The 20,791-nt window shown below is 71.5% G+C and carries 21 protein-coding genes; 20 read left to right on the forward strand and 1 reads right to left on the reverse strand.

Annotation, left to right across the window (positions count from 1 at the left end):
- Positions 1 to 159 precede the first annotated feature (159 nt).
- The 12 genes from ABD230_RS17670 to ABD230_RS17725 all read left to right on the forward strand — a co-directional run bounded on the left by ABD230_RS17670 (position 160) and on the right by ABD230_RS17725 (position 15,582).
- Entirely contained in the window at positions 160 to 843 is a 684-nt protein-coding gene (locus ABD230_RS17670) for a hypothetical protein (RefSeq protein ID WP_344378009.1), read from the forward strand.
- 127 nt (positions 844 to 970) lie between these two features.
- Positions 971 to 2,065 (forward strand): hypothetical protein, encoded by a 1,095-nt coding sequence (locus tag ABD230_RS17675; RefSeq protein WP_344378010.1) that lies wholly within the window; start codon positions 971 to 973, stop codon positions 2,063 to 2,065.
- Positions 2,066 to 2,187: 122 nt separating this feature from the next.
- A complete protein-coding gene (locus ABD230_RS17680; protein WP_344378013.1) occupies positions 2,188 to 3,366 on the forward strand; it encodes an RDD family protein in 1,179 nt (392 codons plus the stop codon).
- A complete protein-coding gene (locus tag ABD230_RS17685; RefSeq protein WP_344378015.1) occupies positions 3,363 to 7,841 on the forward strand; it encodes a type VII secretion EssC family protein in 4,479 nt (1,492 codons plus the stop codon). Before ABD230_RS17680 ends, ABD230_RS17685 begins: the two co-directional genes overlap by 4 nt.
- A 135-nt stretch (positions 7,842 to 7,976) precedes the next feature.
- Positions 7,977 to 8,267, forward strand: coding sequence for a WXG100 family type VII secretion target (locus ABD230_RS17690; protein ID WP_344378019.1), 291 nt, complete (start codon positions 7,977 to 7,979; stop codon positions 8,265 to 8,267).
- 109 nt (positions 8,268 to 8,376) lie between these two features.
- A complete protein-coding gene (locus ABD230_RS17695) occupies positions 8,377 to 8,850 on the forward strand; it encodes a hypothetical protein (protein ID WP_344378021.1) in 474 nt (157 codons plus the stop codon).
- Positions 8,851 to 8,925: 75 nt separating this feature from the next.
- Positions 8,926 to 9,573 (forward strand): spermidine/putrescine ABC transporter substrate-binding protein, encoded by a 648-nt coding sequence (locus ABD230_RS17700; RefSeq protein WP_344378024.1) that lies wholly within the window; start codon positions 8,926 to 8,928, stop codon positions 9,571 to 9,573.
- Positions 9,574 to 9,857: 284 nt separating this feature from the next.
- Positions 9,858 to 10,232 carry a 30S ribosomal protein S12 gene (rpsL, locus tag ABD230_RS17705; protein ID WP_022889720.1) on the forward strand — a complete coding sequence of 125 codons (375 nt, stop codon included), beginning with the start codon at positions 9,858 to 9,860 and terminating at the stop codon, positions 10,230 to 10,232.
- Entirely contained in the window at positions 10,232 to 10,702 is a 471-nt protein-coding gene (gene rpsG, locus ABD230_RS17710) for a 30S ribosomal protein S7 (protein WP_121477586.1), read from the forward strand. Before rpsL ends, rpsG begins: the two co-directional genes overlap by 1 nt.
- Positions 10,703 to 10,798: 96 nt before the next feature.
- A complete protein-coding gene (gene fusA / locus ABD230_RS17715) occupies positions 10,799 to 12,913 on the forward strand; it encodes an elongation factor G (RefSeq protein ID WP_344378031.1) in 2,115 nt (704 codons plus the stop codon).
- Positions 12,914 to 13,027: 114 nt separating this feature from the next.
- Complete coding sequence (gene tuf / locus ABD230_RS17720; RefSeq protein WP_344378034.1) at positions 13,028 to 14,221, forward strand: elongation factor Tu; 1,194 nt, start codon at positions 13,028 to 13,030, stop codon at positions 14,219 to 14,221.
- A gap of 149 nt (positions 14,222 to 14,370) precedes the next feature.
- Positions 14,371 to 15,582 (forward strand): acyltransferase family protein, encoded by a 1,212-nt coding sequence (locus ABD230_RS17725; protein ID WP_344378037.1) that lies wholly within the window; start codon positions 14,371 to 14,373, stop codon positions 15,580 to 15,582.
- A 5-nt stretch (positions 15,583 to 15,587) separates the two neighbouring features.
- Here the strand turns inward: ABD230_RS17725 and ABD230_RS17730 are convergent, their stop codons facing one another.
- Positions 15,588 to 16,037: an OsmC family protein gene (locus tag ABD230_RS17730; RefSeq protein WP_344378040.1), complete on the reverse strand. Its 450-nt coding sequence runs from the start codon at positions 16,035 to 16,037 to the stop codon at positions 15,588 to 15,590.
- A 528-nt stretch (positions 16,038 to 16,565) separates the two neighbouring features.
- Between ABD230_RS17730 and rpsJ the strand changes: the two genes are divergently transcribed.
- From rpsJ to rpsC, 8 genes are read left to right on the forward strand one after another with little or no spacing between them, the layout of a single operon-like run.
- Positions 16,566 to 16,874 carry a 30S ribosomal protein S10 gene (gene rpsJ / locus ABD230_RS17735; RefSeq protein ID WP_017201594.1) on the forward strand — a complete coding sequence of 103 codons (309 nt, stop codon included), beginning with the start codon at positions 16,566 to 16,568 and terminating at the stop codon, positions 16,872 to 16,874.
- Positions 16,875 to 16,882: 8 nt separating this feature from the next.
- Entirely contained in the window at positions 16,883 to 17,539 is a 657-nt protein-coding gene (gene rplC, locus ABD230_RS17740) for a 50S ribosomal protein L3 (protein ID WP_344378044.1), read from the forward strand.
- A 3-nt stretch (positions 17,540 to 17,542) separates the two neighbouring features.
- Complete coding sequence (gene rplD / locus ABD230_RS17745; protein ID WP_344378046.1) at positions 17,543 to 18,202, forward strand: 50S ribosomal protein L4; 660 nt, start codon at positions 17,543 to 17,545, stop codon at positions 18,200 to 18,202.
- Entirely contained in the window at positions 18,199 to 18,501 is a 303-nt protein-coding gene (gene rplW, locus ABD230_RS17750; RefSeq protein WP_344378048.1) for a 50S ribosomal protein L23, read from the forward strand. Before rplD ends, rplW begins: the two co-directional genes overlap by 4 nt.
- Positions 18,502 to 18,520: 19 nt before the next feature.
- A complete protein-coding gene (rplB, locus tag ABD230_RS17755; protein ID WP_344378050.1) occupies positions 18,521 to 19,360 on the forward strand; it encodes a 50S ribosomal protein L2 in 840 nt (279 codons plus the stop codon).
- A 12-nt stretch (positions 19,361 to 19,372) separates the two neighbouring features.
- Complete coding sequence (rpsS, locus tag ABD230_RS17760) at positions 19,373 to 19,654, forward strand: 30S ribosomal protein S19 (protein WP_129233333.1); 282 nt, start codon at positions 19,373 to 19,375, stop codon at positions 19,652 to 19,654.
- Between the two features lie 25 nt (positions 19,655 to 19,679).
- The gene (gene rplV, locus ABD230_RS17765) at positions 19,680 to 20,045 is read left to right on the forward strand and encodes a 50S ribosomal protein L22 (RefSeq protein ID WP_344378055.1); all 366 of its coding nucleotides are present in this window, start codon (positions 19,680 to 19,682) and stop codon (positions 20,043 to 20,045) included.
- A complete protein-coding gene (rpsC, locus tag ABD230_RS17770; RefSeq protein ID WP_234659715.1) occupies positions 20,045 to 20,791 on the forward strand; it encodes a 30S ribosomal protein S3 in 747 nt (248 codons plus the stop codon). Before rplV ends, rpsC begins: the two co-directional genes overlap by 1 nt.

Raw genomic sequence — 20,791 nt, forward strand, 5'->3', positions numbered from 1 at the left:
GCACCACGACGGGCCCCGGAGCGATCCGGGGCCCGTCGTCGTCTCCGGGCGGAGCCGCGTGCGGGGGAACTGCGGCGACGAGCGCGGTGGAGCCTCACAGTCCGGCTCGCTAGGATCGCGCGGTCGCCCCCTTCCCCCGAACGCGACCCGGAGATCCGCATGCCCGAACGCCCCGGCGTCCTCCGACGCCCCCTGACCTGGCTGATCGCCTCGATGGCCGTGATCGTGCTCGCCACCGGCGCCATCGTGGCATCGGCGGTCCTCCCGTCCCCCGGATCGGGCACCGTCGCCGCCCCCGAGGCTCCGCCGGCCGACGAGGTGCGGCCCTCGCCCGCGGCCGAGCCGCCGCCGGTGGAGGTCGGCTCGGTCTCGGCGGCCGGCGCCTCCCGCATCCCCGCCGAGTGCGCCGGGGCGTACACGATGGACTGGACCGCCGAGTTCGGCGCCGGCTGGGTGCTGAACCCGGCCTGGTCGGTCGGCGACGATGCGCCCGCCCTCTACGGCACCGACTCGGTCGGCGCCCTCGACGTGCTGGCGGAGACGTCCGAGCTCACCTGCGCATGGCTGCCGCCGGACGGCGGCGACGGCGCGCACGGCATGGTGACGAGCATCGCATCGGTGTCGCACGAGCAGCAGACGGCCGCGCTCGGCGCGTTCGACGCCGCCGGTCTCGACTGCTTCGACGAACTCGGCGGCACCCGCTGCATCGCGGAGTGGGAGGGCGACGCGGGCCCGGCCGGCGAGTCCCACTTCTTCCGCGACGGCGTCTGGATCGCCTCACGATGGAACGGCCCCGCCGTCTCCGGGTACACCCACGACATCGTGACCGCGATCTTCGGCTGAGCCGCCCGCCGCCGGGCATCGCGACGCGCCGCGGGAAGCGCCGCGGCCGATCCGCGGAGGACGACGGACGCGTTGCTAGAGTGAGCCGCACCACGGGCGGCCCGGCGCTGCCCGGAAGGAGCGGACGATGAGCAGCACGACTCCCGGATCCGAGCCAGGCCGCGGCGACCTCGACGGCGACGGTCGCCCCGACGCGTCGACCGAGCCCGAGACGGCGGCGGACGCCCCCTCGCCCGACGCTCCGCCGGACGTCGAGGCGCAGCAGGCGGCGGTCGAGCCGACCGCGCCGGACGCGGAGCACGTCGACCGGCTCGAGCCGGCGGATGCCGCGCCCGCCTCGGATCCCGTCGACGCCGAGGAGCACGCCTTCACCGGGACCGATGCCGATGCCGCGGCCGCCGACGACGCGGACCCGGTGCCGACCGAGCCGGGCCCGGCCGAGCGGTCCGACCTGGATGCCGCCGTCGAGCGCGCTCGCACCGAGCATCCGCCCGTCGATGGCGACACGGCGGTCGTCGACGAGCGGCCCGAGCCGGTGCGCGCCGAGGAGGTCGGCCGCGAGACGGGCGTGCCCGAGACGGTCGGCGCCGGCGCGGTCGCCGGCGCCGCGGCAGGTGCCGCCGCCGCACCCGAGGCACCGGCTCCGCCGATGCCGCAGACCATCTACGTGCAGGCACCGGCCCCGCCGCGCGAGCGCGGCAACCGCGGCTTCGGGATCCTCGTCGGCCTCATCGCGACCGTCGGGTTCGCGCTGCTCTACGCGGCGGTCTCGTTCCTCGTGATCCTCGGCCAGAACGGCGGGTCCGCCGCCGGCCGCGTCTTCGGCCAGTTCGCCGCGCAGCCGGTGTTCTGGATCCCGGTGCTGTTCTTCTTCCTGGCGTTCGCCCTCCTGGCGGCGATCCTGAACCGGGCCGCCTGGTGGACGTGGGCGGTCTTCGGGCTCGCGATCGGCATCATCGTCTACTTCTCGTACATCGCCGGCGCCCTGCTCACCGTCGCGGCCTGGCAGTTCACGCCGGAGCAGGCGGCGGACTTCATCCGCGACCGGTGGCTCGACCCGTACGCCATCATCGCCGCCGTCGTCGCTCGCGAGCTCCCGATCTGGTTCGGCGGCTGGATCGCCGCGCACGGCCGGACCGTGACCGAGCGCAACGTGCGGGCGCGCGAGGAGTACGACCGCAGGATCGCGGCGGGCCCGCAGCCGGTGTCCTCGACCCGCTGAACGGAGGCGATGGTCCGGGTACGCTCGATGCCGGGCGCGCCGGATGGTGAGTGCTGCCCATCGACGTGGCGCACCCGGCCTGCTTGGGTGGCTCCCTGACCCTGCACCCCCGAGGAGCGCTGTTGAGCATCACCATGGAGCCCGCCGACCCGGTCCCCGGCACCGGCGCGGACGGGCGGCCGGACCCCGCCTTCGCGAGCGCCCTCGGACTGGTCCCCGCACCGACCGGTCGCCGTTCGGCGGCCTTCGCGGTCGACGCCGCGGTGTGGGCCATCGTGGCCGTGCCGGCCCTCGTCGGGTGGGTGCTGGTCGCCCGTGCCGCGCTCGACCCGGGCACGACCGGCGAGGCGGATGCCGCGGCGCTCGTCGCGCCGCTCGTGCTCGCCGTGGCCGGCCAGCTCCTGCTCGCCGTCCTCGGGATCGTCCAGCTCGCACTGCACGGCCGTCGCGGGGTCACGATCGGCAAGGCGTCGTTCGGCCTCCGCTCGGTGCAGGTCGCGACCTTCGCGCGGCCCGGCTTCCGGCGGGTCGTGCTCCGGGCGCTGGTGCTCTGGTCGGCCCAGGCCGTGCTGCCGGCCGTCGGCCCGGCGGTCTGCTTCGCGTCCGGCCTGTGGGATCCCGAGTCGCGCGGTCGGAGCTGGCTCGACCGCATCGGGCGCTGCTGGGTCGTCGACGCGCGTCGCGGGCTCGACCCGTTCGACGCGAAGGCGCTCCGCCACGCCCGGCGCGCGCTCGACGCGTCGCCCGCGGCGGATCGGGCGCCGCTGCCCTCGCTCGCGACCGACCGCGGGGTCGACGACCGCACGTTCATCCCCGCCGCCCGGTCCAGCTCGGGCGTCGTCGCGGCACCCGCGTCGACCGCGGCCGCGGCCGCTCCCGCGGCCGGCGCCTGGACGCCGCCGCCGATCGCTTCACCGCCCGCGGCGCCTCCCGCGCCTCCCACGCCCGCGCCGGTCGCGCGCCGCGCCGCGACGCTCGTCTTCGCCGACGGCGCGCGGTACGCGGCATCCGGCCTCGTCCTGCTCGGGCGCAGCCCCGCATCCGCCGATGCCGACCGCGGCGACGTCGCCCTGCTTCCGCTCGCCGACGGCACGATGGGCCTGTCGAAGACGCATGCGGCCGTCGAGGTCGGCCCTGACGGCATCCGCGTCACCGACCGCTGGTCGCGCAACGGCACGGCGATCGTCGATGCGGCGGGCGTCGAACGCGAGCTCGAGCCGGGCGTGCCGCACGCCGTCCCGGCCGGCGCCGCCGTCCGCCTGGGCGGGCTGGAGTTCCGCGTCGAGGAGGCCCGCGCGTGAGGCTGAAGCTGGGGCTGCGTCGGCAGTCCGGACCGGGCGTCGACGTCGTCGTGACCGCCGACGCGACCGCGACCGTGGGCGACGTGGCACGGGCGATCGCCGACACGGACCCCGCGGCGGCGCACCTCCCCGCGCACCCGGGCCCCCTGACGCTCGCCGTCGCGCCGCCCACGTCGTCCGAGCCGGTGGTGCTCGACCCCGGCACCCTGGCCGCCGACGCCCCGATCGGATCGGGCTTCAACGCCGCCGTCGTGTCGCCGTCGTCCCGCACCGCCGCGGGAGACGCGCCCGTCGCCATCATGCACGTGCACTCCGGCCCGGACGCCGGCCGGGAGTTCCCGCTGCGACGCGGCCACGGCGTCATCGGACGTGCCGCGGACGCCGACGTCGTGCTCGGCGACCCCCTCGTGTCGAAGCGCCACGCCCGCGTCGAGGTCGACCAGGCCGTCGAGCTCGTCGACCTCAACTCCGCCAACGGGCTGCTCGTCGACGGCGGCGAGGTCGCGCGCGTCCGCGCGCACCCGGGCCTGCGCGTCACGATCGGCGACACGGTCGTGTCGTTCACCCCGGTCGAGGGCACGGACGCCGCGGTCGACCCGGTGCTCGAGCGCGGCGGCGCACTGCTGTTCAACCGCTCGCCGCGCGTCGAGGCGCGCTACCCGGGCACCGCGCACCCGGAGCCGCGGGTCCCGAGCGAGGAGACCCCGCGGCTCTTCCCGTGGCCCATGATCGTCTCGCCGATCCTGATGGGCCTCGGCATCTACGCCATCACCCTCCGCCCCGCGTCCCTGCTCATCGTCGTGCTCACGCCGGTCATGCTCCTCGGCAACCACCTCGGCCAGCGGATGGGCAGCGGGAGGAAGCTGCAGCGCGAGATCGAGACGTTCGAGGTGCAGCTGGAGGACCTCGAGGCGACGCTCGAACAGGGCCGGCACGTCGAGCGCGAGCGCCGGCACGACGAGACGCCCCCGGTGGCGACGGTGTACGAGCAGGCGATGCGGCTCGGCCCCATGCTGTGGACCCGGCGCCCCGAGCACTGGAACTTCCTCGCCGCGCGCCTCGGGGTCGGGCGGGCGCGCAGCCGCGACTCGATCCGGGAGTCCGAGGGCGCCCTGCCCGGAATCCCGACCTACGCGAGGCAGGTCGAGCGGCTCCGCGAGCGGTACCGCGAGCTCGACGACGTGCCCGTGATGGAGCTGCTGCCGAGCTCGGGCGCGCTCGGCGTCGCCGGCCCGGTGCACCTGGCCGCGGACGCGCTGCGAGGCCTCGCCGTGCAGCTGTTCGGGCTGCACGCCCCGAACGACGTCGTCGCGGCGGCGATCGTCGACCCGGCCTGGAGCCGCGAGCTGGACTGGCTGAAGTGGTTGCCGCACGCCTCGAGCGAGCGGAATCCCGTCGCGGGCGCCCCGCTCGCGGACAGCGCGTCGGCCGGCGCCGCCCTCCTCAACGGCCTCGAGGAGCTCATCCTGCAGCGGCTCGCGACGGCACCGGTGCGACGGGGACCGCTCGCCGACGAGGACGGCGCGATGTCGCGGGGTTCGCGCATCGGCAGCCCGGGCGGGGTGCGCGAGGAGCCGCGGCCCGACTCCGCGATGGTGCTCGTGGTCTCGGCGGACGCCCCCGTCGACCGCCCGCGGCTCGTGCAGCTGATCGAGCGCGGCGCCGAAGTCGGCATCCACGCCGTGTTCGTCGGGCCGACGGTGGCCTCGCTGCCCGCCGCCTGCCGGACCTTCGTGGACGTCTCCGACGGGCTCGAGCACGCGCGCGTGGGCGTCGTCCGCTCGGGCATCGAGTACCGCGACGTCGCCGTCGAGGGCGTCTCCCTGCGCTACGCCGAGGTCTTCGCGCGCCGCCTCGCCCCCGTCGTCGACGCCAGCACGGTCGTCGAGGATGCGAGCGACCTGCCGCGGAGCGTCTCGATGCTGTCGCTCATCGGCCCGGAGCGCGCCCACGACGCCGACGCGGTCGTGGAACGCTGGCGGCAGAACGCCTCGATCGTCGATCGCTCGGGCGCGAAGCTGCCGCGGCTGAAGCGCGCGGGCACGCTGAAGGCCTTCGTCGGGCAGGGGAGTCCGGACGCCATGACCCTCGACCTGCGCAGCCAGGGGCCGCACGCGCTCGTCGGCGGCACGACCGGCGCCGGCAAGTCGGAGTTCCTGCAGGCATGGGTGCTCGGGATGGCGGCCGAGTACAGCCCCGACCGGGTGACCTTCCTCTTCGTCGACTACAAGGGCGGCTCGGCGTTCGCCGACTGCGTCGACCTGCCCCACTGCGTCGGCCTCGTCACCGACCTCAGCCCGCACCTCGTGCGCCGGGCGCTGACGAGCCTCCGTGCCGAGCTGCACCACCGCGAGCACCTCTTCAACCGCAAGAAGGCGAAGGACCTGCTCGAGCTCGAGAAGCGCCGGGACCCGGAGACGCCGCCGGCGCTCGTGATCGTGATCGACGAGTTCGCGGCCCTGGCCGGCGACGTGCCCGAGTTCGTCGACGGGGTCGTCGACATCGCGCAGCGCGGCCGTTCGCTCGGCATCCACCTCATCATGGCCACCCAGCGCCCGGCCGGCGTCATCAAGGACAACCTGCGCGCGAACACGAACCTGCGCGTCGCGCTGCGCATGGCCGACGAGTCCGACTCCCGCGACGTCGTCGGCGACGCCGTGGCGGCGGGCTTCGACCCCGGCATCCCGGGCCGGGGCATCGCGAAGACCGGGCCGGGCAGGCTGGTGCCGTTCCAGTCGGCGTACGCGGGCGGGTGGACGAGCGACGAGCCCGAGGCCGCCGACGTGCGGCTCGCCGAGCTCCGGTTCGGCTCGACGACCACCTGGGAGCGCGACGGCGTCGCGGACGACGACGTGCACGCGGGCGACCCGGGCCCGAACGACCAGAAGCGGATGGTCGCCACGTTCATCCGCGCCGCGGGCGCCGCGGGCGTCCCCGCGCCGCGTCGGCCGTGGCTCGACGACCTCGCGACGACCGTCGCGATCGAGGACCTGCCGGCGCGCGGCGACGGCGAGGTCGTGTTCGGCCTCGCCGACATCCCCGAGCGGCAGCAGCAGGCGCCGATGGCGTTCGTGCCCGACCGCGACGGCGCGATGCTCGTCTACGGCACGAGCGGCTCCGGCAAGTCCACGCTGCTGCGGACGCTCGCGGCCTCGATCGGCATGCGACCGGAGGCCGGCGGCGCCGAGGTGCACGCCCTCGACTTCGGATCGGGTGCGCTGCGCTCGCTCGAGGGGCTGCCGCACGTCGGGTCCGTCATCGGCGGCGACGATCCCGAGCGCGTGCAGCGCCTCCTCCGCACGCTCGACGAGCTCCTCGACCGGCGCGGCCGGGCCTTCAGCGCCGCCGATGCGGCGAGCCTCACCGAGTACCGCGAGCTCACCGGCATCCGCGAGCCCCGCGTGCTCCTGCTCGTCGACGGCTTCGCCCAGTTCAAGGCGGACTGGGACTCGACGACCGTGCGGATGCCGTACTACCAGGTGGTCATGCGCGCGCTCGCCGAGGGACGGCCGCTCGGCGTGCACGTCGTCGCGACGGCGGACCGGTCCGGCGCCGTGCCGACGGCCGTGAGCGCGAACGTCACCAAGCGGATCGTGCTGCGGCTGTCGGACGAGGGCGGGTACCAGGTGCTCGGCGTGCCGAAGGACGTGCTCGACGACCGGTCGGCGCCGGGCCGGGCGATCGTCGACGGGTTCGAGACCCAGGTCGCCGTGCTCGGCGGCACGGCGAACGTCGCGGCGCAGTCGACCGCGCTCACGGCCCTCGCCGAACGGCTCCGCGCGGCCGGGGTCGACGAGGTCGCCCCGATCCGCTCGCTGCCCGCGTCCTTCCCCGCGCACGAGCTGCCGACCGAGATCCTCGGCGAGCCGGCGCTCGGCCTCGCCGACGACACGCTCGCCCCGATCGGCTTCGAGCCGGTCGGCACGTTCGCGATCACGGGGCCGCCGCAGAGCGGCAAGACGAACGCGATGCGCGCGGTGATCGACGCCGTGCGGCGCCACGACCCGGACGTGCGCCTCTTCCACATGGCCGGCCGTCGCGCCGCTCTCACGGACCATGCGGACTGGATGCGCAGCGCGACCTCGGTCGACGACGTGAAGGCGCTCGCCCGCGAGCTCGTCGACGTGATCGGCGACCCGAGCGTTCCGGGCCGATACCTGATCGCGGTCGAGAACGTCACCCAGTTCGCCGACTCCGACGCGGAGCGCGCGCTCAAGGAGCTCTTCCAGGCGGTGAACCGCAGCGACCACTTCCTCGTCGGCGACGCGGACGTCGCGAACCTCTCGAGCGGGTTCGGCTTCGTCGGCGACTTCAAGGCCGGGCGCCGCGGGGTGGCGCTGAAGCCCGACGCCTACGACGGGGACTCGGTGTTCAAGACGCCCTTCCCCAAGGTGCGGCGCGCCGACTTCCCGGAGGGCCGCGGCTTCTTCGTGCAGAACGGCCGGGTCTCGCTCGTGCAGCTGCCCCACGCCTGAGCCGGACCGGCGGCCGTCCTGAGCCGGGCCGGCCCCCGTGGGGAGTGCTCCCCATTCACCCGCCCGATGCCGGCTCCTAGGGTGGGACACGGCCGGCCCGGACGGGTGCGGTTCCCGAACACGGAAGGACTCATCATGGCCGCAGACTTCGGCGCCTCCTACGGCGAGATGGAAGCGATGGCGAGCAGGCTCTCGGACGCGCGCGACGACATCCAGTCCCAGCTCGACCAGCTCAAGGGCTCCGTCGACAACCTCCTCGGCAACGACTTCAGGACCCAGCACGCCTCGGGCCGGTTCGGCCAGGGCTACGAGGAGCTCACGACCGGCCTGAAGAACGCGGTCGACGGCATCGGCGAGATGGGCGAGGCGCTGCGCGGCATGATGCAGGCGATCCAGGACCTCGACCAGCAGCTCGCCGGCCGCTGACCCGCGAACCGCACCCGACACGCACGGCGGGGCGGGACCACGACGGTCCCGCCTCGCCGTCCGTCGTCCGCGCCGCCCCCGCGCGGACGGTGCGGCGTAGGCTCGGGGAATGGCGTCGAACTCGACCTCCGCGTGGGCCGTGGCGGGGTTCGCGGCCGCGCTGCAGCTCGCGCTGGTCGTCGCGGCCTTCGGATTCGTGAGCCTGCTCGCCGACCTCGAGCCGATCTCCGACCCGGCGGCCGGCCGCCTCGTCGGCCCGATCGCGGTGGGGGTGTCGACGGGCGCGCTGCTCCTGCTGCTCGGCTTCGGCATGAGCCGGGGCCTGCGGCCGTGGAGCCTCGCCGGGCTCGCGATCATCGTCACCTGGGGCTCGGGCGTGCTCGCGGCGACGGTCGCGTACGCGGCCGCGACGGGCACCCTGCTGGCGGCACTGCTGTTCGCACTCGGGTTCATGACGGTCGGCTTCGGCGCGATGGTGCCCGTCTCGGCGGCCCTCGTCGCGTTGCTCGCCGCGGTCACCACCCGGGCCGAGCGCGGCGGCGTGGAACGGCCGCGCTGGCCGTGGGAGCGCGACGACGAGTGAGCGGCGCGGTCGCGCCGGCGACATCCGTTCCCCGGATCGTGGGCGCGGATCGCGGCCCGCAGTAGGGTGAAGCCCGTGGAGGGATCGGTCGAGGCCCGCGTGAGCCACGAGGTCGACCGCTGGCTCGCCTGGCTGCCGCGGTGGCGACCGGGGACGCACCGCGGTCGCGTCCGGCTGTGCACGCGCTGCTTCGGCTCGCCGATCCTCGCCGCGGCCGGACTCGACGTCGACGTGCCGCATCCCGTGCAGCACGCGTTCTCGATGCGCATGAAGGGCATCATCGACGTCGCCGTCGACGACTACACCGCACGCAACCTGCCCATGCTGCACCGCGAGATCCGGCTGGCCGAGGAGCGCAAGGCGCGCCGCCCGTACCGGGCGGGGGAGGGCCTCGACCCGGAGTACCGCGGGCTCGAGCTCGACCCGGACCCGACGCCGGGCGAGCCGTTCCTGTTCACCCTGCAGGGCCTCGAGGCGGATGCCGCGGCCGAGACCGCCGAGCCCGCGCCCCGCCCGTTCACCCCCGAGGAGAAGGAGGCGCTCCGCGAGGAGGTGCGCCTCGCCGACGACTTCGCGAAGCAGCTCGGCCGGCGCATCTGCGCCGAGCTCGCCCGGCATCGGCAGCGGATCGCGAACGCGGTCGAGCGCCTCGTCGAGCCGCAGGTCGCCGAACTGCTCGCCGACCTCGACCGGGAGCTCGACGCGCCGGGCTGGCCGGGCTGAGCGTTCGCCGAGGGCGTGCGCGATCATTTGACCGCATCGTGACGCCGGATTACCATTGATCGGGTGTGCGCGTTGCCGCGCGCTCGTGCCGTGCCTGCGGATCCCACGGGAGACGCGGTGACGGAACGGGTTCTCACAGGGCGCACACCAGGGCGCCGGCCGCACGGCCGGACCGCCCCCACGGCATACCCACCACTGAAAGGCAGCGCCGCTCGGCGGTGCCGGTGGGTCGTGATGTGAAATCCATCAACCGCTGTCACCGTGCAGCACAACGAGGAGAAGCAGTGCCAACCATTCAGCAGTTGGTCCGCAAGGGTCGCTCGCCCAAGGTCACGAAGACCAAGGCGCCCGCCCTGAAGGCCAACCCCCAGCAGCGCGGCGTGTGCACGCGTGTGTACACCACCACCCCGAAGAAGCCGAACTCGGCGCTCCGCAAGGTCGCCCGCGTGAAGCTCTCGAACGGCACCGAGGTGACCGCCTACATCCCCGGCGAGGGCCACAACCTGCAGGAGCACTCGATGGTGCTCGTCCGCGGCGGTCGTGTGAAGGACCTCCCGGGTGTGCGCTACAAGATCATCCGCGGCGCGCTCGACACGCAGGCCGTGAAGAACCGCAAGCAGGCTCGTAGCCGCTACGGCGCGAAGATGGAGAAGAAGTAATGCCTCGCAAGGGTCCCGCTCCCAAGCGCCCCGTCGTCGCCGACCCGGTCTACGGTTCGCCGGTCGTCAGCCAGCTCGTCAACAAGATCCTCATCGACGGCAAGAAGGACCTCGCGCAGCGCATCGTCTACGAGGCGCTCGAGAACGTCGCGAACAAGTCCGGCCAGGACGCCGTCGCGGTCCTCAAGAAGGCGCTCGACAACGTGCGCCCCACGCTCGAGGTCCGCTCGCGACGCGTCGGCGGCTCGACCTACCAGGTCCCCGTCGAGGTGAAGCCGCACCGCGCGAACACGCTCGCGCTCCGCTGGCTCACGAGCTACGCGAAGGCCCGCCGTGAGAAGACCATGACCGAGCGTCTCACCAACGAGATCCTCGACGCCTCGAACGGCCTGGGTGCCGCGGTCAAGCGCCGCGAGGACACCCACAAGATGGCCGAGTCGAACCGCGCCTTCGCCCACTACCGCTGGTAGCGGGCCGAGCGGATGCCGCGGGCCACGCGCTCGCGGACGCCCCGCGGCATCCGCTCACCCCCACCTCTCACCTTCCCGACCATTCGGAGGAACCCCGTGGCACTTGACGTGCTCACCGACCTGAGCAAGGTCCGCAACATCGGCATCATGGCGCACATCGATGCCGGCAAGACCACCACCACCGAGCGCATCCTGTTCTACACGGGCGTCAACCACAAGATCGGCGAGACGCACGACGGCGCGTCCACGACCGACTGGATGGAGCAGGAGAAGGAGCGCGGCATCACGATCACGTCGGCCGCCGTGACCTGCTTCTGGAACAAGAACCAGATCAACATCATCGACACGCCCGGCCACGTCGACTTCACCGTCGAGGTGGAGCGCTCGCTGCGCGTGCTCGACGGCGCGGTCGCCGTGTTCGACGGCAAGGAGGGCGTCGAGCCCCAGTCCGAGACCGTCTGGCGCCAGGCCGACAAGTACAACGTCCCGCGCATCTGCTTCGTCAACAAGATGGACAAGCTCGGTGCGGACTTCTACTTCACGGTCGACACCATCGTCAGCCGCCTCGGCGCCAAGCCGCTCGTGCTGCAGCTGCCGATCGGCGCCGAGAACGACTTCGTCGGCGTCATCGACCTCGTCTACATGCGCGCCCTCGTGTGGCCCGGCGACGCCAAGGGCGACGTGACCATGGGTGCGAAGTACGAGATCCAGGAGATCCCGGCCGACCTCAAGGAGAAGGCCGACGAGTACCGCCAGCAGCTGCTCGAGACCGTCGCCGAGACCGACGACGCGCTGCTCGAGAAGTACTTCGGCGGCGAGGAGCTCACCGAGGACGAGATCAAGGGCGCGATCCGCAAGCTCACGACCAACTCCGAGGTCTACCCGGTCCTCTGCGGTTCGGCGTTCAAGAACCGCGGCGTCCAGCCGATGCTCGACGCCGTGATCGACTACCTGCCGTCGCCGCTCGACGTGCCGCCCGTGCAGGGCCACGACGTGCGCGACGAGGAGAAGATCATCGAGCGCCACGCCGACGCGACCGAGCCGTTCTCGGCGCTCGCGTTCAAGGTCGCGGTGCACCCGTTCTTCGGTCGCCTCACCTACGTGCGCGTGTACTCGGGCAAGCTCGACTCCGGCGCCCAGGTCATCAACTCGACCAAGGGCAAGAAGGAGCGCATCGGGAAGATCTTCCAGATGCACGCCAACAAGGAGAACCCGGTCGACTCGGTGACCGCGGGCAACATCTACGCGGTCATCGGCCTCAAGGACACGACCACCGGCGACACCCTGTGCGACCCGGACAACCAGGTCGTGCTCGAGTCGATGACCTTCCCGGACCCCGTGATCGAGGTCGCGATCGAGCCGAAGACGAAGGCCGACCAGGAGAAGCTGGGCACCGCGATCCAGAAGCTCGCCGAGGAGGACCCGACCTTCCGCACCGAGCTCAACCCGGAGACCGGCCAGACGGTCATCAAGGGCATGGGCGAGCTGCACCTCGACATCCTCGTGGACCGCATGAAGCGCGAGTTCAAGGTCGAGGCGAACGTCGGCAAGCCCCAGGTCGCGTACCGCGAGACCATCCGCCGTGCGGTGGAGCGCCACGACTACACCCACAAGAAGCAGACGGGTGGCTCGGGCCAGTTCGCGAAGATCCAGTTCAAGGTCGAGCCGCTCGAGGTCGAGGGCGACAAGACGTACGAGTTCGTGAACGCCGTCACTGGTGGCCGCGTCCCGCGCGAGTACATCCCCTCGGTGGACGCGGGCTTCCAGGACGCCATGCAGGTCGGCATCCTGGCCGGCTTCCCGATGGTCGGCGTCAAGGCGACCCTCATGGACGGCCAGGCCCACGACGTCGACTCCTCGGAGATGGCGTTCAAGATCGCCGGTTCGATGGGCTTCAAGGAGGCCGCTCGGAAGGCGAACCCCGTCCTGCTCGAGCCGCTGATGTCCGTCGAGGTCCGTACTCCGGAGGAGTACATGGGCGACGTCATCGGCGACCTGAACTCGCGCCGCGGCCAGATCCAGTCCATGGAGGACGCTGCCGGCGTGAAGGTCGTGCGTGCGCACGTCCCGCTCTCGGAGATGTTCGGCTACATCGGCGACCTGCGGTCGAAGACCTCGGGCCGCGCGGTGTACTCGATGGAGTTCGAGAGCTATGCGGAGGTCCCGAAGGCCGTTGCCGAGGAGATCGTCCAGAAGAACAAGGGCGAGTAGCGCCCGAACGCACGGACCGACAGGTTCGCGTAACATAACAACACAACCCCCCGTAGCTCACCGGTCGCAATCCGGCGCCCGGTGCTGCTACACGAGTCCTGAGGAGGACCCACAGTGGCTAAGGCCAAGTTCGAGCGGACCAAGCCGCACGTCAACATCGGTACGATCGGTCACGTCGACCACGGCAAGACGACGCTCACCGCGGCGATCTCGAAGGTGCTCGCCGACAAGTACCCGTCGGACGTCAACGTCTCGCGCGACTTCGCGTCGATCGACTCGGCTCCCGAGGAGCGCCAGCGCGGCATCACGATCAACATCTCGCACGTCGAGTACGAGACGCCGAAGCGCCACTACGCGCACGTCGACGCCCCGGGTCACGCCGACTACATCAAGAACATGATCACCGGTGCCGCCCAGATGGACGGCGCGATCCTCGTGGTCGCGGCGACCGACGGCCCGATGGCCCAGACGCGTGAGCACGTGCTGCTCGCCAAGCAGGTCGGCGTGCCCTACCTGCTCGTCGCGCTGAACAAGGCCGACATGGTCGACGACGAGGAGATCCTGGAGCTCGTCGAGCTCGAGGTCCGCGAGCTGCTCTCGTCGCAGGGCTTCCCCGGCGACGACGCTCCGGTCATCCGCGTCTCGGGCCTCAAGGCGCTCGAGGGCGACGCCCAGTGGACCCAGTCGGTCCTCGACCTCATGGACGCCGTCGACGAGTCCATCCCGGACCCGGTGCGCGACAAGGACAAGCCGTTCCTCATGCCGATCGAGGACGTCTTCACCATCACCGGCCGTGGCACGGTCGTGACGGGTCGCGCCGAGCGCGGCACGCTGAAGATCAACTCCGAGGTCGAGATCGTCGGCATCCGCCCGACGCAGAAGACCACCGTCACGGGCATCGAGATGTTCCACAAGCAGCTCGACGAGGCCTGGGCCGGCGAGAACTGCGGTCTCCTGCTCCGCGGCACCAAGCGCGAGGACGTCGAGCGCGGCCAGGTCGTCGTGGCCCCCGGCTCGGTCACCCCGCACACGGAGTTCGAGGGCACCGCGTACATCCTGTCCAAGGACGAGGGTGGCCGCCACAACCCGTTCTACGCGAACTACCGTCCGCAGTTCTACTTCCGCACCACCGACGTCACCGGCGTCATCACGCTGCCCGAGGGCACCGAGATGGTCATGCCCGGCGACACCACCGACATGACGGTCGAGCTCATCCAGCCGATCGCCATGGAGGAGGGCCTCGGCTTCGCCATCCGCGAGGGTGGCCGCACGGTCGGCGCCGGTACCGTCACGAAGATCCTCAAGTAATCTTCGCGATCGCGACCTGAGAGGGGTCGGGCCTTCGGGCCCGGCCCCTCGTGCCGTCCCGGCGCGACGCGCGTACCACACGTGTCCGTTCGGGTCCAGATGCCGGGAGGGCATGCCGCCCGAGGAGACCTCGGGTTAGCCTTGGGCGAATGGTTCCCCCGTCGTTCAGAGCCCGCACCGCCGTGCGGCCGGAGGTGCAGGCACTCCGCGCCATCGCGGTGTGCGCGGTGGTGCTCCACCACGGGTGGCCGGCCGTCGCCCCGGCCGGGTACATGGGCGTCGACGTCTTCTTCGTCGTGTCGGGCTTCCTCATCACCGGACTGCTGCTGCGGGAGACCGAGCGCACGGGGCGGATCTCGCTCCGGGACTTCTACCTCCGCCGGGCACGGCGCATCCTGCCCGCCGCGATGGCGGTGCTCGTCGCGGTGACCGTGATGACGTTCGCGGTCGTGCCGCGGTTCGAGTGGCGGTCGTGGCTGCGAGAGGTGGTGGCCAGCGCGCTCTACTTCGAGAACTGGCTCCTCGCGGCCGACTCGCAGGACCCGGCACGCGACGACCTCGCCTCGACGCCGGTGCAGCACTTCTGGTCGCTCTCGGTCGAGGAGCAGTTCTACCTCGGCTGGCCGCTGCTGATCATCGCGGCGACCTGGTTCGCCGCCCGGCGCGCGCGCGACCCGCGCCGGGCCCTGCTCGTCGTGCTGGGCGCCGCGAGCGTCGCCTCGTTCGCCCACAGCGTCGTGCTCACGACGCAGGACCACAACCTCGCCTACTTCTCGACCTTCACGCGGACGTGGGAGTTCGGCGTCGGCGGCATCCTCGCCATCCTGGCGCCGGCGGTCGCCGCCGGACGGGACCGACTGCGATCCGCGATCGGCTGGCTCGGGCTCGCGCTCATCGCCGTGCCGATCCTCGCGTTCGCCTCACCCGAGTTCTTCCCTGGCGTCGTCGTGCTCGTCCCGGTGCTCGGCACGCTCGCCGTCATCTGGGCGGGCATGCCCGAGGGACGGATGTCGCCGGCGCGGCTGACCGGGCTCCGCGCGGCGCAGTGGACGGGCGACATCTCGTACTCGCTCTACCTCTGGCACTGGCCGATCTTCATGTTCGCGCCGTACCTCACGGGCGTGCCGAGCCCGCCGTGGCTCATGGTCCTGCTGGTCGCGGCGTCGTTCGCCGTCGCCGCGGCGTCGAAGCGCTGGGTCGAGGACCCGGCGCGGTTCGGCGTCGGCCGGCGTCGGCCGCGGCCGGCCCTGCTGCTCGGCGGGGTCGCCACGGTCGCCGCGCTGGTCGTCACCGCCGGGATCGTCGGTCCGGACGCGCTCGGCGCCGAGGCCTGCGAACGCCCGGCCCGCACGGGGGAGTGATCGGCTCAGATCTCGATGCCGTCGACCGTCGTGTGCAGGTCGACCGCGCCGTCGACGCTGCGCGCCACGGTGCACGCCTTCTCGATCGCGCGGGCCATGATCGCGGCGAGCTTCTCGCGCTCGTCGGGCTCGAGCGAGGAGAGGTCGATCACGATCTCCTCGTCGATCTCGCGGTAGCGGTTGCCGTCCTTGGACGACCCGTGCGCCCACACCGTGATCGCGACGTCGTCGCCGAGTCGACGGGCGGCGACGGAGTCCGCGCTCATGCCGGCGCAGCCGGCGAGGGCGAGCTTGAACAGCTCGCCGGGCGTGAAGTGGCCGGGCGCGTCGACCGGGCCGATGAGGACGGTCGAGCCGCGCTCGTTGAGGCCCTCGTAGGTCCGGGCGCCGGTCCTCGTCACCGAGACGCTGCCCCGTGCGATCCGCTCGCCGACCGCGTGCGCGTGCTCCGTCATCGAGTCCTCCCAGCTGGTCGATGCAATGATTCCACCATGGTCGCAGGGGTCCCGGCATCCGCTTGACTGGGAGGATCCGGTGAGCCCGTCGCGCGCGACACGCCCGGGTTGCACGGATGCGGCCCGGTATGGCAAACTCATTGAGTTCAACATTTCGAACGGCGCGCCCTGCTGCGCGCCGATCGGATCACTGCCAGGCAGTGCATAGCCACCGGAGCTCCACGGAGCACCACGGGTCAGGCTAGGCCGCGGGCAGCAGGACACGACAACCGACACCCCAGATTCGAGCATGGCCCGTGCCTGCGTGCAGAGGACCATGCCCGTTTTCGCGAGTGCGACACGCCCGAGCGCGGGGGTCGGTCGGGGCTCGAAGGTCGAGCGTGTCGAGGTCACCGCACCGCGGGGTGGTTTCGACAGGCTCGATCACCGGCCTTTGACAGAAGAACAGTGGTGCTTCACACGAAGCGACTACGCGGCGTCCGATGCCCTCGGAAGGGGTAAGACGCCTTGACAGAGAGAGAGTCAGCAATGGCGGGACAGAAGATCCGCATTCGACTGAAGTCGTACGACCACGAGGTCATCGACACCTCGGCGCGCAAGATCGTCGACACGGTGACCCGCGCGGGCGCCACGGTCGTCGGCCCCGTGCCGCTTCCGACGGAGAAGAACGTGGTGTGCGTCATCCGTTCGCCCCACAAGTACAAGGACAGCCGCGAGCACTTCGAGATGCGCACCCACAAGCGCCTGATCGACATCGTGGACCCGACGCCCAAGGCCGTCGACTCGCTCATGCGACTCGACCTCCCGGCCGACGTCAACATCGAGATCAAGCTCTGAGGTACGACATGTCCACCACTGCCAAGAACGTGAAGGGCCTGCTCGGCACCAAGCTCGGCATGACCCAGGTGTGGGACGAGAACAACAAGCTCATCCCGGTCACCGTCATCGAGATCGCCCCCAACGTGGTCACCCAGCTCCGCACCCCCGAGAAGGACGGCTACACCGCCATCCAGATCGCCGCGGGCGCCATCGACCCCCGCAAGGTCACCAAGCCGCTCACCGGCCACTTCGACGCCGCCGGCGTCACGCCGCGCCGGCACGTCACCGAGGTGCGCACCGCCGACGCCGCGGACTACGCGCTCGGCCAGGAGCTCACCGTCGACGGCACCTTCGAGGCCGGCCAGCTGGTCGACGTCGTCGGCACGTCGAAGGGCAAGGGCTTCGCCGGTGTCATGAAGCGCCACAACTTCCAGGGCGTCTCCGCCTCGCACGGTGCGCACCGCAACCACCGCAAGCCCGGTTCGATCGGCGCCTCGTCGACCCCGAGCCGCGTGTTCAAGGGCATGCGCATGGCCGGTCGCATGGGTGGCGAGCGCGTCACCGTCCTCAACCTCCGCGTGCACGCGGTCGACGCCGAGAAGGGCCTGCTGCTCGTCAAGGGCGCCGTCCCCGGTGCGCGCGGCCGTCTCGTGTTCGTCCGCAACGCTGTGAAGGGGGCGTAGTCCATGGCTACCGCCAACACCATCGACGTCCTCGACGTCACCGGCAAGAAGTCCGGTTCGATCGAGCTGCCCGCCGAGCTCTTCGACGTGCAGACCAACGTCCCGCTCATCCACCAGGTCGTCGTCGCCCAGCTCGCCGCCGCTCGCCAGGGCACGCACAAGACCAAGACGCGCGGCGAGGTCTCCGGCGCCGGCCGCAAGCCCTTCAAGCAGAAGGGCACGGGCCGCGCCCGCCAGGGCTCGATCCGCGCGCCGCACATGACCGGCGGTGGCGTCGTCCACGGCCCGCAGCCGCGCGACTACTCGCAGCGCACGCCCAAGAAGATGATCGCCGCGGCCCTGCTCGGCGCCCTCTCCGACCGCGCTCGCGGCGGCCGCATCCACGCGGTCGAGTCGCTCGCCAACGGTGAGACGCCGAAGACGAAGGACGCCGTCGCGCTCCTCGCCTCGGTCGCCCCGTCGAAGCACCAGCTCGTCGTGCTCACCCGCGATGAGGAGCTCTCGGAGCGCGTCGTGCGCAACATCCCGACCGTGCACGCGCTGCCGGTCGACCAGCTGAACGCCTACGACGTGCTCGTCTCCGACGACATCGTCTTCAGCAAGGCCGCGCTCGAGGCGTTCATCGCCGCGAAGTCGGCGAAGAAGGAAGAGGTCTCCGCATGAGCGCCGCGCACAACAAGGACCCCCGCGACATCATCATCGCGCCGGTGGTCTCGGAGAAGAGCTACAACCTGATCGACGAGGGCAAGTACACGTTCATCGTGGACCCCCGCGCGAACAAGACCGAGATCAAGCTCGCCATCGAGAAGATCTTCGACGTCAAGGTCGCTTCGATCAACACCCTCAACCGTCAGGGCAAGACGCGTCGCACGCGCTTCGGCACCGGCAAGCGCAAGGACACCAAGCGCGCGATCGTCACCCTCAAGTCCGGCTCGATCGACATCTTCACGGCTGTCGGCTAAGGAGCAGAGGTAACCCAACATGGCTATTCGCAAGTACAAGCCCACGACCCCGGGTCGTCGCGGTTCGTCGGTCGCCGACTTCGCTGAGATCACGCGCTCGACGCCCGAGAAGTCGCTGCTCAAGCCGCTCTCGAAGACCGGTGGCCGCAACAACCAGGGCCGCATCACGACGCGTCACATCGGTGGTGGCCACAAGCGCCAGTACCGCGTCATCGACTTCCGTCGCAACGACAAGGACGGCGTGCCCGCCAAGGTCGCGCACATCGAGTACGACCCGAACCGCACCGCGCGCATCGCGCTGCTGCACTTCGCGGACGGCACCAAGCGCTACATCCTGGCCCCGGCCAAGCTGTCGCAGGGTGACCTCGTGGAGTCGGGCCCGGCTGCCGACATCAAGCCCGGCAACAACCTGCCGCTGCGCAACATCCCGACCGGTACCGTCGTGCACGCCATCGAGCTCCGCCCCGGCGGCGGCGCGAAGATGGCCCGCTCGGCCGGTGCCTCGGTGCGCCTCGTGGCGAAGGACGGCCCCTACGCGCAGCTCCGCCTGCCGTCGGGCGAGATCCGCAACGTCGACGCGCGCTGCCGCGCGACCGTCGGCGAGGTCGGCAACGCCGAGCAGTCGAACATCAACTGGGGCAAGGCCGGCCGCAAGCGCTGGAAGGGCGTGCGCCCGACCGTCCGCGGTGTCGCGATGAACCCGATCGACCACCCGCACGGTGGTGGTGAGGGCAAGACCTCCGGTGGTCGTCACCCGGTGAGCCCGTGGGGCCAGCCCGAGGGCCGTACCCGTCGCCCCAACAAGGAGAGCGACAAGCTCATCGTCCGTCGTCGCACCGTCGGCAAGAAGCGCAAGTAGGAGTAAGAGAAGATGCCTCGCAGCCTCAAGAAGGGCCCCTTCGTCGACGAGCACCTGCTTCGCAAGGTCGCCTCGCAGAACGACGCGGGTTCCAAGAACGTCATCAAGACGTGGTCGCGTCGCTCGATGATCGTCCCGGCCATGCTCGGCCACACGATCGCCGTGCACGACGGCCGCAAGCACATCCCGGTGTTCGTCACCGAGACCATGGTGGGCCACAAGCTCGGAGAGTTCGCGCCCACCCGCACCTTCCGTGGACACGTGAAGGACGACAAGAAGGGCCGCCGCCGCTGACCGCGGTGGTGTGAAGGAGGAAGAAATGGTGGAGTCGATCGCCCGCGTGCGACACATCCGCGTCACCCCCATGAAGGCTCGCCGCGTCGTCGACCTGATCCGCGGCAAGCAGGCTCAGGAGGCCCTGGCCATCCTGAAGTTCGCGCCCCAGGGCGCGAGCGAGCCCGTGTACAAGCTCGTCGCCTCGGCCATCGCGAACGCTCGCGTCAAGGCCGATGCCTCGAACACCTACCTGGACGAGCAGGACCTCTACATCACGCGCGCATTCGTCGACGAGGGCACCACCCTCAAGCGGTTCCAGCCGCGCGCGCAGGGTCGTGCCTTCCGCATCAACAAGCGAACGAGCCACATCACCGTCGTGCTCGCCACGCCCGAGGAGGGTACGAAGTAATGGGTCAGAAGGTCAACCCGTACGGCTTCCGTCTCGGCATCACCACCGACCACGTGTCGCGGTGGTTCTCCGACTCGACGAAGCCCGGACAGCGCTACGCCGACTACCTCGCCGAGGACGTCAAGATCCGTCGCCTGCTCCAGACGTCGCTCGACCGCGCGGGTGTCTCGCGCATCGAGATCGAGCGCACCCGCGACCGCGTCCGCGTGGACATCCACACGGCGCGCCCGGGTATCGTGATCGGCCGCCGCGGCGCCGAGGCCGAGCGCATCCGCGCCGACCTCGAGAAGCTCACCGGCAAGCAGATCCAGCTCAACATCCTCGAGGTGAAGAACCCCGAGGCCGACGCCCAGCTCGTCGCGCAGGGCATCGCCGAGCAGCTCTCCGCCCGCGTGGCCTTCCGCCGCGCGATGCGCAAGGGCCTGCAGGGCGCGCAGCGCGCCGGCGCCAAGGGCGTGCGGATCCAGGTGTCGGGCCGCCTCGGCGGCGCCGAGATGAGCCGCTCCGAGTTCTACCGCGAGGGCCGCGTGCCGCTGCACACCCTCCGCGCGAACATCGACTACGGCTTCTACGAGGCGAAGACCACCTTCGGCCGCATCGGCGTGAAGGTCTGGATCTACAAGGGCGACATCACCAACAAGGAGCTCGCCCGCGAGCAGGCCGCCCAGAAGCCGTCGCGTGAGCGCAATGACCGCCGTCGTGCGCCGCGCGCGCAGGAGCCGGCCGCAGCAGGAGTTGAGGCATAA

It is taken from the genome of Agromyces tropicus, from assembly GCF_039531345.1.
GTDB classification, from domain to species: domain Bacteria; phylum Actinomycetota; class Actinomycetes; order Actinomycetales; family Microbacteriaceae; genus Agromyces; species Agromyces tropicus.

What these genes read in the sequence shown, in the direction of transcription:
- ABD230_RS17675 (WP_344378010.1), top strand. Translation starts at nt 971, where the DNA reads ATGAGCAGCACGACTCCCGGATCCGAGCCAGGCCGCGGCGACCTCGAC.
- rpsG (WP_121477586.1), top strand. Translation starts at nt 10,232, where the DNA reads ATGCCTCGCAAGGGTCCCGCTCCCAAGCGCCCCGTCGTCGCCGACCCG.
- ABD230_RS17725 (WP_344378037.1), top strand. Translation starts at nt 14,371, where the DNA reads ATGGTTCCCCCGTCGTTCAGAGCCCGCACCGCCGTGCGGCCGGAGGTG.
- rplD (WP_344378046.1), top strand. Translation starts at nt 17,543, where the DNA reads ATGGCTACCGCCAACACCATCGACGTCCTCGACGTCACCGGCAAGAAG.
- ABD230_RS17670 (WP_344378009.1), top strand. Translation starts at nt 160, where the DNA reads ATGCCCGAACGCCCCGGCGTCCTCCGACGCCCCCTGACCTGGCTGATC.
- ABD230_RS17690 (WP_344378019.1), top strand. Translation starts at nt 7,977, where the DNA reads ATGGCCGCAGACTTCGGCGCCTCCTACGGCGAGATGGAAGCGATGGCG.
- rpsC (WP_234659715.1), top strand. Translation starts at nt 20,045, where the DNA reads ATGGGTCAGAAGGTCAACCCGTACGGCTTCCGTCTCGGCATCACCACC.
- rpsS (WP_129233333.1), top strand. Translation starts at nt 19,373, where the DNA reads ATGCCTCGCAGCCTCAAGAAGGGCCCCTTCGTCGACGAGCACCTGCTT.
- rpsJ (WP_017201594.1), top strand. Translation starts at nt 16,566, where the DNA reads ATGGCGGGACAGAAGATCCGCATTCGACTGAAGTCGTACGACCACGAG.
- rplW (WP_344378048.1), top strand. Translation starts at nt 18,199, where the DNA reads ATGAGCGCCGCGCACAACAAGGACCCCCGCGACATCATCATCGCGCCG.
- rplB (WP_344378050.1), top strand. Translation starts at nt 18,521, where the DNA reads ATGGCTATTCGCAAGTACAAGCCCACGACCCCGGGTCGTCGCGGTTCG.
- ABD230_RS17730 (WP_344378040.1), bottom strand. Translation starts at nt 16,037, where the DNA reads ATGACGGAGCACGCGCACGCGGTCGGCGAGCGGATCGCACGGGGCAGC.
- ABD230_RS17695 (WP_344378021.1), top strand. Translation starts at nt 8,377, where the DNA reads ATGGCGTCGAACTCGACCTCCGCGTGGGCCGTGGCGGGGTTCGCGGCC.
- rplV (WP_344378055.1), top strand. Translation starts at nt 19,680, where the DNA reads ATGGTGGAGTCGATCGCCCGCGTGCGACACATCCGCGTCACCCCCATG.
- rplC (WP_344378044.1), top strand. Translation starts at nt 16,883, where the DNA reads ATGTCCACCACTGCCAAGAACGTGAAGGGCCTGCTCGGCACCAAGCTC.